Consider the following 9431-nt stretch of genomic DNA (forward strand, 5'->3'; position numbering starts at 1 on the left):
AGAGCATGACCCTGAGCCGAAAGCAGTTCCTGCGCGCCGCTGGCGCCACCGCCCTCGTAGCCACCGGCGCCGGTGCGCTGGCCCAGAGCAACTGGCCCACGCGGCCGCTGCGCCTGGTGGTGCCCTACCCGCCGGGTGGCAGTTCGGACATCATCGCGCGCGCCATCGGCCCGCTGCTGTCGGCAGAACTCAAGCAGCCCGTGGTCATCGAGAACAAGCCCGGCGCCAACGGCAACCTGGGCGCCGACATGGTGGCCAAGGCCCAGCCCGACGGCCACACGCTGATGCTGTGCGACCTGGGTGCGCTGGCCATCTCGCCCTCGCTCTACACCAAGCTGTCCTTCGACCTGTCCCGGGACCTGCGCGGCACGGCCATGCTGGCCTACTCGCCCCACCTGCTGGTGGTCCACCCCTCGGTGCCGGCCAACAACCTGCAGGAACTGGTGGCCCTGTCCAAGAAGGAAGATCTGAGCTTTGCCGTCACCGCCACGGGCAGCGCCCCGCACCTGGCCGGCGTGGAACTGGCGCGCGCCACGGGCGCCCGCTGGGAATACGTGCCCTACAAGGGCGGCGTGCAGTCCATCCAGGACACGGTGGCAGGCCAGACCCAGGTGCTGATGAACGGCATGCTGGCCACCTACCCCCATGTGCAAAGCGGCAAGCTCAAGCTGCTGGGCCTGTCCAAGGGCACGCGCATGCCGCTGGCCGCCAACGTACCCACCATCGCCGAGCAGGGCGTGCCCGGCTTCGAGACCGGCACCTGGCAAGGCGTGGTCGTTCCCGCCAAGACGCCCGAGGCCGTGGTCCAGCGCCTGCATGAGGCCCTGATCACCGCCATCCGCTCGCCCGAGGTGCGCGCCCGCCTCACGGGCCAGGGCGCCGAGGTCGTGACCATGAACCCCGCCGAGACCGCGCGCTTCCTGACCACCGAGCGCCAGCGCTGGCAAAAAGTGGTTCAGACAGCCGGTTTGAAGCTCGACTGATTCCACCCCTTTTTCTTTCTTCCCCACCCTTATTCCCGAGAGCACCATGACCCCCCAAGACCTCAAAGACGTGATGAGTTCCGGCCTGCTGTCCTTCCCCGTGACGGACTTCGACAGCAACGGCAACTTCAATGCCAAGGGCTATGCGGCCCGCCTCGAATGGCTGGCCCCCTACGGCGCCAGCGCGCTGTTCGCGGCCGGCGGCACGGGCGAGTACTTCTCGCTGTACGGCGAGGAATACGGCCAGATCATCAAGACCGCCGTGGACACCTGCCGCGGCAAGGTGCCCATCATCGCGGGCGCCGGCGGCCCCACGCGCACGGCCATTGCCCATGCCCAGGAAGCGGAGCGCCTGGGCGCCCACGGCGTCCTGCTGCTGCCCCACTACCTGACCGAAGCCGGCCAGGAAGGCCTGATCGCCCATGTGGAGCAGGTCTGCAAGAGCGTGAAGTTCGGCGTCATCGTCTACAACCGCGACCGCACCCGCTTCACGCCCGAATCGCTGGCCATCCTGGCCGAGCGCTGCCCCAACCTGGTGGGCTTCAAGGACGGCATGGGCAACATCGAGACCATGTCCGCCATCTTCATGAAGATGGGAGACCGCTTCGCCTACCTGGGCGGCCTGCCCACGGCCGAGGTCTATGCGGCCGCCTACAAGGCCCTGGGCACGCCGGTGTACTCCTCGGCCGTCTTCAACTTCATCCCCAAGACGGCGATGGCGTTCTACGAAGCCGTGCGCACCGACGACATGGCCACGCAGCACAAGCTGCTCAAGGAATTCTTCATGCCCTACCTGAAGATCCGCAACCGCGTCGAAGGCTACGGCGTGAGCATCATCAAGGCCGGCGCCAAGCTGGTCGGCCACGACGCAGGGCCCGTGCGCGCCCCGCTGACGGACCTCAAGCCCTCCGAGCTGGAAGAGCTCAAGGCCCTGATCGACAAGCTCGGCCCGCAATAAGCCACAAGACCGGACGCAGGGGCCAGTCCGGCCCTTGCGCCCCCCAGGAGACAAGAACATGAAGAAGATTCTGATCACGCTGGGTGCCGCACTGGCCCTCACGGCGCAGGCGGCCGGCAGCTTTCCGGACAAGGCCGTCAACATCATCGTGCCCTTCCCGGCCGGCGGCTCCACCGACACCGTGGCGCGCGCCATGGCCCTGAGCATGGGCGAGCAGCTGGGCAAGCCCTTCGTGGTGGAAAACCGCCCGGGCGCCACCGGCACCATCGGCGCAGGCGCCGTCAAGCGCGCACCGGCCGATGGCTACACGCTGCTGGTGGCCTCGCTGGGCCCCTTCGTGGTCACGCCGCACCTGGTCAAGAACGTGCCCTATGACGCAGGCAAGGACTTCGACTACATCACCATCCCCGTGCAGGCGCCCAACGTGCTCGTGGCCAGCCCCGCGCAGAAGGCCCGCACCGTGGCCGAGGTCATCGCCGCGCTCAAGGCCAACCCCGGCAAGATCAGTTTCGCGAGTTCGGGCAACGGCTCCTCGGACCATCTGTCGGCCGAGCTGTTCTGGCAGCAAAGCGGCACCGAAGGCATGCACGTGCCCTACAAGGGCGGCGCCCCGGCCATCACCGACCTGATCGGCGGCCAGGTGGACTTCTCGTTCCAGAACGTCAACGCCGTGCTGCCCCATCTGCGCAGCGGCAAGCTGCATGCGATTGCCGTGACCGGCAGCCAGCGCTCGCCCGTGCTGCCCGATGTGCCCACGCTGGCCGAGGCCGGTGTCAAGGGTGCCGAGGTGTACTCCTGGCAAGGCCTGGCCGCGCCCAAGGGACTGCCCGCCGATGTGAAGGCCAAGCTGGCCAAGGCCGCCATCGCCTCCGTGCAGCAGCCCGACATCCGCAAGCGCTTCGTGGAGCAGGGCCTGGAGATCGTGGGCAACACGCCCGAGGAATTCACGCGCTACCAGGCCCAGGAATCGGAGCGCTGGAAGCAACTGATCCAGACCCGAAAAATCACCGCTGATTGAGCTAGAAACAACGGGCCGGCCCCAGGGCCGTTCCCGCTGGCCTGCGCACCGCAGGCCCTTTTCACCGGGGCTTCCAGCCCCCGCAAGTTCCAAGGATTCCAAGGCATGGCGACCTCCCGTCCACGCGTTCTCCAGTTCGGCAAGATGCCGCTGCCCCAGCTCGATGCCGAACTGGCCCAGGCCTATGAGGTGACGCTGCTGTCCGAGCAGCCCGACCGCGAGCGCTTTCTCGCCGAGCACGGCGCGCAGTTCGAATACCTGGTCACCTCGGCCGCCATGGGCGTGCCCGCGAGCGTGGTGCAGGCCCTGCCCAGGCTGCGCTTCGTGAGCAGCTTCGGCGTGGGCTTTGACGCGCTGGACCGCGAGTCCCTGCTGCGCCAGGGCGCCCGCGTGGGCTACACGCCCGGCGTGCTGGACGACTGCGTGGCCGACATGGCCTTTGCCCTGCTGCTGGACGCCGCGCGTGGCCTGAGCGAGTCCGACCGCTTCGTGCGCCGGGGCGACTGGAGCCGAGGCCGCTTCGGCATCCGCACGCGTGCCAGCGGCAAGCGCCTGGGCATCTTCGGCATGGGCCGCATCGGCTCCACCGTGGCGCGCCGCGCGGCCGGCTTCGACATGGAGGTGGCCTATCACAACCGCCGCCCGGTCGAGGGATCGCCCCACCTCTACCAGCCCTCGCTGCTGGAGCTGGCGCGCTGGGCCGACTTCCTCGTCATCACGGCCGCAGGCGGCGACGGCACGCAGCACCTGGTCAACGCCGAGGTGCTGGACGCGCTGGGCCCGCAGGGCTTTCTGATCAACGTGGCGCGCGGCAGCGTGGTCGACGAGGCCGCACTGGTCCAGGCCCTGCAGCAGGGCCGCATCGCAGGCGCGGGCCTGGATGTGTTCGAGGACGAGCCACGCCCCCATGCCGAGCTGCTGTCGCAGGACAACGTGGTGCTTGCGCCCCACATCGCCAGCGGCACGCACGAAACCCGCCGCGCCATGGCCGACCTCGTGCTGCGCAACCTGGCGCAGTTCATCGCCACGGGCCGGCCCGAGGCCGAGGTGCCGTGGTCCGCCGCGCAGCAGGCGGCCACCGCCGCCGCATAGCCGTTTTTTCCCAGAGACCGATCCAAACGATCCAAGAGCACGCCATGTCCTCCACCCCGACCATCACCGAGATCGAAGTCATTCCCGTCGCCGGCCGCGACGGCATGCTCATGAACCTCAGCGGCGCGCATGCGCCCTACTTCACGCGCAACATCGTGCTCATCCACGACAGCGCGGGCCACACCGGTGTGGGCGAGGTGCCTGGCGGCGAAGGCATACGCCAGGCGCTGGAGGACAGCAAGGCGCTGCTCATCGGCCAGTCCGTGGGCAACCACCTGAAGCTGCTGCAGAACCTGCAGCAGGCCCTGGCCGGGCGCGACACGGGCGGGCGCGGCCTGCAGACCTTCGATCTGCGCATTGCCGTGCATGCCGTCACCGCCGTGGAGTCGGCCCTGCTGGACCTGCTGGGCCAGCACCTGGGCGTGCCCGTGGCAGCCCTGCTGGGCGAAGGCCAGCAACGCGACCGCGTGGAGATGCTGGGCTACCTGTTCTTCACCGGCCCCACCGACAGGACCGATCTGCCCTACGTCCAGCCCGGCGAAGACAAAAGCGGCACCGACGACTGGACGCAGGTGCGCCACATGACCGCCATGGACCCGGCCGCCATCGTGCGCCACGCCGAGGCGGCGCATGCGCGCTACGGCTTCAACGACTTCAAGCTCAAGGGCGGCGTGCTGGCCGGCGAGCAGGAGGTGGAGGCCGTCACCGCGCTGGCCAGGCGCTTTCCGCAGGCGCGCGTCACACTGGACCCCAACGGCGGCTGGCTGCTCAAGGACGCCATCCGCCTCATGCGCGACATGCACGGCGTGCTCGCCTATGCCGAAGACCCCTGCGGCGCCGAGAACGGCTTCTCGGGCCGCGAAGTCATGGCCGAATTCCGCCGCGCCACCGGCCTGCCCACGGCCACCAACATGATCGCCACCGACTGGCGCCAGATGGTGCATGCGCTGTCGCTGCAGTCCGTGGACATCCCCCTGGCCGACCCGCATTTCTGGACCATGGCCGGCTCCGTGCGCGTGGGCCAGACCTGCCGCGACTGGGGTCTGACCTGGGGCTCGCACTCCAACAACCACTTCGACATCTCGCTGGCCATGTTCACCCACGTGGCCGCCGCCGTGCCCGGCAAGGTCACGGCCATCGACACGCACTGGATCTGGCAGGACGGCCAGTACCTCACCCAGAACCCGCTGCAGATCAAGGGCGGCTTCGTCGAGGTGCCCAAGACCCCGGGCCTGGGCGTCACCGTGGACCGCGCCGCGCTGCAGCGCGCCAACGCCCTGTACCTGGAGCACGGTCTGGGCGCGCGCAATGACGCCATGGCCATGCAGTACCTGATTCCCGGCTGGACCTTCGACAACAAGCGCCCCTGCATGGTCCGCTGACCCCTTCCTTCCGTTACCCCTTTCCCGGAGCACCTCATGTCCCGCTACGACAACCTCATCAACGGCCAATGGAAGGCCGCCGACGGCTACAGCGCCAACACCAACCCCAGCGACCTGTCCGATGTGATCGGCGAGTACGCCCAGGGCAATGCCGCCGATGTGGAAGCCGCCATCGCCGCGGCGGCCGCGGCCTTTCCCGCCTGGAGCACCTCGGGCATCCAGGCCCGCCACGACGCCCTGGACAAGATCGGCAACGAAATCCTGGCCCGCAAGGAAGAGCTGGGCGACCTGCTGGCGCGCGAGGAAGGCAAAACCCGCCCCGAAGCCATTGGCGAAGTCGGTCGCGCAGGCCAGATCTTCAAGTTCTTCGCGGGTGAATGCCTGCGCCTGGCCGGCGAGACCCTGCCCTCCGTGCGCCCCGGCATCGGCGTGGAAATCACGCGCGAGCCCGTCGGCGTGGTGGGCCTGATCACGCCGTGGAACTTCCCCATCGCCATTCCCGCCTGGAAGATCGCCCCGGCCCTGGCCTTCGGCAACTGCGTGGTCCTGAAGCCTGCCGACCTCGTGCCCGGCAGCGCCTGGGCGCTGGCTGACATCATTCACCGCTCGGGTATTCCGGCCGGTGTCTTCAACCTCGTCATGGGCCCGGGCCGCGTCATCGGTGATGCCCTGGTGCGCCACAGCGACGTGGCCGCCATCAGCTTCACCGGCTCCGTCGGCGTGGGCCGCGGCATTGCCCGCGCCTGCGTGGAAAGCGGCAAGAAGGTGCAGCTGGAGATGGGCGGCAAGAACCCGCAGATCGTGCTGGACGACGCCGACCTCACCCAGGCCGTGGAGCTGTCCGCGCAAAGCGGTTTCTACTCCACGGGCCAGCGCTGCACGGCATCGAGCCGCCTCATCGTCACCGACAGGATCTACCCCGCCTTCATCGAGGCCCTGCAGGCCCGCATGACCAGGATCAAGGTGGGCGACGCCCGCGCCGCAGGCACCGACATGGGCCCCGTGGTCAGCCAGGCCCAGCTGGAGCAGGACCTGAGCTACGTGGAAATCGCCAAGGCCGAAGGCGCCGTGCTGGCTGCGGGCGGCGCAGCCGCCGCCTGCCACACCGGCAGCGGCAACAAGGGCTACTACATGGCGCCCACCCTGTTCGTAGACACCCAGGCCGCCATGCGCATCAACCGCGAGGAAGTCTTCGGCCCCGTGGCCAGCGTCATCCGCGTGAAGGACTACGAGGAAGCCCTGGCCGTAGCCAACGACACCCCCTTCGGCCTGGCCGCAGGCATTGCCACCACCAGCCTCAAGCACGCCACCCACTTCAAGCGCCACAGCCAGGCCGGCATGGTCATGGTCAACCTGCCCACGGCCGGCGTGGACTACCACGTGCCCTTCGGCGGCCGCAAGGGCAGCAGCTACGGCCCGCGCGAACAGGGCCGCTATGCGCAGGAGTTCTATACGACGGTGAAGACGGCGTATACGCTGGCCTGAGGCTGGACCCAAAGCAGCCGCCAGGTGCTGGCGACTGCTTTCATCACTGACGCCATCCGCAACAAAACGATGCGGATGGCGTTTTTCATTCGTCGTTGCGCCCACAGTCAATTCTCGTGCGCGAAAGTGCAGACCGCCCCGTCCATTGCACCAGGGCCTTGCATAGCATCTTCCTCAACGTGAGAGCCGGCTTCAGCCGGCCGGCGTCCATACCGGAGGGAGACCATGGCAACAACTGCAAGAATTTCCGGCCCCGTGGGGCGTGCGGCAATGAACCATCCCAAAGACGTGTTCACTGTCCAGCAATTGCTCAACGGACATATGCAACGCGATCCCTGCCGCAAACTGCTGCGCGAGGACGGCAGATGGTCCAGGGCGCTGGAGCGCTCGATCGCCACCTTTCAGCAACTGTCCGGCTCGCCCGTCATGACCCAGGGCCGGATTGCACCAGCGACCCGCATGTTCGAACTGCTGGCCCAGCCGCCAGCAATCTTTGGCTATGAACGGCGGATGGCGCAATTCATGGGGCCGGAGCCGGTAATTCAGGGGCCTACGATCGAGGTTTTCATCTTTGATGGGAGGTTTATCAGTTCAGGATCCCAATGGGGGCATGCTGCAATTGATATCGATGGAAAGATATACAGTCGTGCGCCGACAAAATATGCAGTTTTGGATCGAGAAGAGTATATTTATGAAAATATACATAGAGTTAAAAGAGATATCATCGGCCTAGTGATACGCCTGTCCAATGAAGAGAAATCAATTATCAAAAAGGAGCTTGACAAAAGAGTCAAGGAGAATAAACCCTACAGCATCACAGCCAACAGCTGCTCCACCAATGTTGCTGAGATTCTTGAGATGATAGGCATTCTCTCCCACGATCCTCGGTTCAAGAACAATCCTTCATCCGGCCATCTAACCTCTCCCAAGGAACTACTGCTTGCAGTTTCCAAATCTGGGCGTGTAATTAGAAAAGTGAACTATTCAAAGGCAAATTGATGAAAAAAATTACTCGATTCATGGGCCCTATTTTCGCCGCCACATTGGTTGCTTGCAGCTATGAACCAACAGGTCGATGGGAGGCTACAGACACGGTAAATATTTATTCAAACAACGATCACCCACTCGTAATCGCCTTTGTTGTGGAAAAAGGAGAAATATGTGCTATCAGCGAAGACATCATCATAAGAAAGGATCTTGGATATGCACAGGTCTCCTGCGAAAAGGGCCGTGGATGGGATAAATCCGGCCGGTTCAAGAAGATCAGCGACTGAATCTCATGGCCTGCATTATTTTCCATATGACTTATGTCCAGTAGGGTTTCAGTGGCGTGAAGACACCCTAATGAAAACTCCTCGCTTTTCGATCATTTTTGGTTGGTGTGCCGTAATATTCGCCTGGACTTGCTGGGTTCTGGCCTACATACAATCTAGCTGGTGGTGGCTGGTAGTTTCGTTGATTCCATATCTGATCTACCAAACATTCCTAAACAAGGATGGACAGGCCGGTGGTGAATAGGGGGACTGCCGCTGGTTTACGGAACAATATCCCATGACAGGAATTCTCTGGGTCATCAAAAGTCTCATTGAATCACGGTCTGTGCACACACCCATGCAGACTACATACATCTAGATTCACAAAGCCTAAAAGTGATTTACCGAAACCCGGGGCGCAATGCCCCGGCAGGCCTGTCACAAGAAAGCCTGAATCAGCGCTGAAACGCCGCCGCAGCAGCCGCCATTCGCCGCAGATACGCCGGGTCTTCCTGCAGGCAATGCACGTAGTTGACCTCGTCCTCCACCAGTTCCTCCATCCGCTGCGCAGCCCCGCAAATGGCCTGCAGCGCATTGGCCACCACCTCCAGATTGCGATGGCCCTCGGGCCGCTCCAGCCAGGCCAGCGCCAGCTGGCCCAGGGAATACACCTCGCTGCTGCCCTGCAGCGTCAGCCGGCCGATCTCGGTCACGGCATGGCTCAACTGCTGCGGCGTGGGCTGGGTCAGGGTTGTGGAAGCGGTACTCATGGCGCCACCCTTCCCACGGCAGATGCGCGAGAGTGAGGCGCTTGGGTGGCAGAGGGGAATGCAAAAGAAGAAATGCCGTGCATGGTTTCGTACTCCTTCGTGAGAACAAAAACCACCGGCCCGTGTTCTTACGCACAGACAGGTGGACGGGATGTTAAGAACACGAACGAAGCCGTGCGGACGCCCTTGCGGGTAGCCCCATCCCGTCCGTAACCGCAGGAACGCAGGCTTGCGCCCACGCTCCGGAAATCAGACGTGACAAGGCCTCCTTGACGGCGAGGCCGCACCGCTTCGTTTTGGGTGTTCTTACGCACCGGCCCCGGAACAGGGGGCTGCCGCGATGATAGAGGCTTTCAAGATGGCAAGCGCCCCAGCACTCCAGGCCGAGCGCAGCGAAGGCCCGCACTCACTCCCCGTATGTCCGCGCCTGCGCCGTGGCGGTTGCGGGGTTGCAGTCCTGCCGAAGGACAGGACTGCTTCGTCATCTGAC

General features: G+C 65.0%; 9 protein-coding genes. 8 read left to right on the plus strand and 1 reads right to left on the minus strand.

Annotated elements, in window-relative coordinates; translation table 11 throughout:
• Positions 1 to 5 precede the first annotated feature (5 nt).
• The 8 genes from IAE24_RS23290 (at position 6) to IAE24_RS23325 (ending at position 8192) form a co-directional block, all read left to right on the plus strand.
• The gene (locus tag IAE24_RS23290; RefSeq protein ID WP_013800130.1) at positions 6 to 983 is read left to right on the plus strand and encodes a Bug family tripartite tricarboxylate transporter substrate binding protein; all 978 of its coding nucleotides are present in this window, start codon (positions 6 to 8) and stop codon (positions 981 to 983) included.
• A gap of 46 nt (positions 984 to 1029) precedes the next feature.
• Positions 1030 to 1941, plus strand: coding sequence for a 5-dehydro-4-deoxyglucarate dehydratase (kdgD, locus tag IAE24_RS23295; protein WP_012202190.1), 912 nt, complete (start codon positions 1030 to 1032; stop codon positions 1939 to 1941).
• Positions 1942 to 1999: 58 nt separating this feature from the next.
• Positions 2000 to 2959 (plus strand): Bug family tripartite tricarboxylate transporter substrate binding protein, encoded by a 960-nt coding sequence (locus IAE24_RS23300; RefSeq protein ID WP_012202189.1) that lies wholly within the window; start codon positions 2000 to 2002, stop codon positions 2957 to 2959.
• 105 nt (positions 2960 to 3064) lie between these two features.
• Positions 3065 to 4051 (plus strand): 2-hydroxyacid dehydrogenase, encoded by a 987-nt coding sequence (locus IAE24_RS23305; protein ID WP_012202188.1) that lies wholly within the window; start codon positions 3065 to 3067, stop codon positions 4049 to 4051.
• 44 nt (positions 4052 to 4095) lie between these two features.
• The gene (locus tag IAE24_RS23310) at positions 4096 to 5433 is read left to right on the plus strand and encodes an enolase C-terminal domain-like protein (RefSeq protein WP_199961833.1); all 1338 of its coding nucleotides are present in this window, start codon (positions 4096 to 4098) and stop codon (positions 5431 to 5433) included.
• A 36-nt stretch (positions 5434 to 5469) separates the two neighbouring features.
• Positions 5470 to 6918, plus strand: coding sequence for an aldehyde dehydrogenase family protein (locus tag IAE24_RS23315; RefSeq protein WP_197944539.1), 1449 nt, complete (start codon positions 5470 to 5472; stop codon positions 6916 to 6918).
• Positions 6919 to 7143: 225 nt separating this feature from the next.
• A complete protein-coding gene (locus tag IAE24_RS23320; protein WP_199961834.1) occupies positions 7144 to 7917 on the plus strand; it encodes a hypothetical protein in 774 nt (257 codons plus the stop codon).
• The gene (locus IAE24_RS23325) at positions 7917 to 8192 is read left to right on the plus strand and encodes a hypothetical protein (RefSeq protein WP_157760026.1); all 276 of its coding nucleotides are present in this window, start codon (positions 7917 to 7919) and stop codon (positions 8190 to 8192) included. The genes IAE24_RS23320 and IAE24_RS23325 overlap by 1 nt, the downstream gene beginning before the upstream one ends.
• A gap of 434 nt (positions 8193 to 8626) precedes the next feature.
• Here IAE24_RS23325 and IAE24_RS23330 read toward each other — a convergent pair whose 3' ends face one another.
• Entirely contained in the window at positions 8627 to 8941 is a 315-nt protein-coding gene (locus tag IAE24_RS23330; RefSeq protein ID WP_199961835.1) for a hypothetical protein, read from the minus strand.
• Positions 8942 to 9431 lie beyond the last annotated feature (490 nt).

The organism is Delftia sp. S65 (assembly GCF_016516495.1).
Classification (GTDB): Bacteria; Pseudomonadota; Gammaproteobacteria; order Burkholderiales; family Burkholderiaceae_C; genus Comamonas; species Comamonas acidovorans.

Bases quoted from the DNA above. Each gene is read 5' to 3' on its own strand.
- IAE24_RS23310 (WP_199961833.1), top strand. From the start codon at position 4,096: ATGTCCTCCACCCCGACCATCACCGAGATCGAAGTCATTCCCGTCGCC.
- IAE24_RS23305 (WP_012202188.1), top strand. From the start codon at position 3,065: ATGGCGACCTCCCGTCCACGCGTTCTCCAGTTCGGCAAGATGCCGCTG.
- IAE24_RS23320 (WP_199961834.1), top strand. From the start codon at position 7,144: ATGGCAACAACTGCAAGAATTTCCGGCCCCGTGGGGCGTGCGGCAATG.
- kdgD (WP_012202190.1), top strand. From the start codon at position 1,030: ATGACCCCCCAAGACCTCAAAGACGTGATGAGTTCCGGCCTGCTGTCC.
- IAE24_RS23290 (WP_013800130.1), top strand. From the start codon at position 6: ATGACCCTGAGCCGAAAGCAGTTCCTGCGCGCCGCTGGCGCCACCGCC.
- IAE24_RS23300 (WP_012202189.1), top strand. From the start codon at position 2,000: ATGAAGAAGATTCTGATCACGCTGGGTGCCGCACTGGCCCTCACGGCG.
- IAE24_RS23325 (WP_157760026.1), top strand. From the start codon at position 7,917: ATGAAAAAAATTACTCGATTCATGGGCCCTATTTTCGCCGCCACATTG.
- IAE24_RS23315 (WP_197944539.1), top strand. From the start codon at position 5,470: ATGTCCCGCTACGACAACCTCATCAACGGCCAATGGAAGGCCGCCGAC.
- IAE24_RS23330 (WP_199961835.1), bottom strand. From the start codon at position 8,941: ATGAGTACCGCTTCCACAACCCTGACCCAGCCCACGCCGCAGCAGTTG.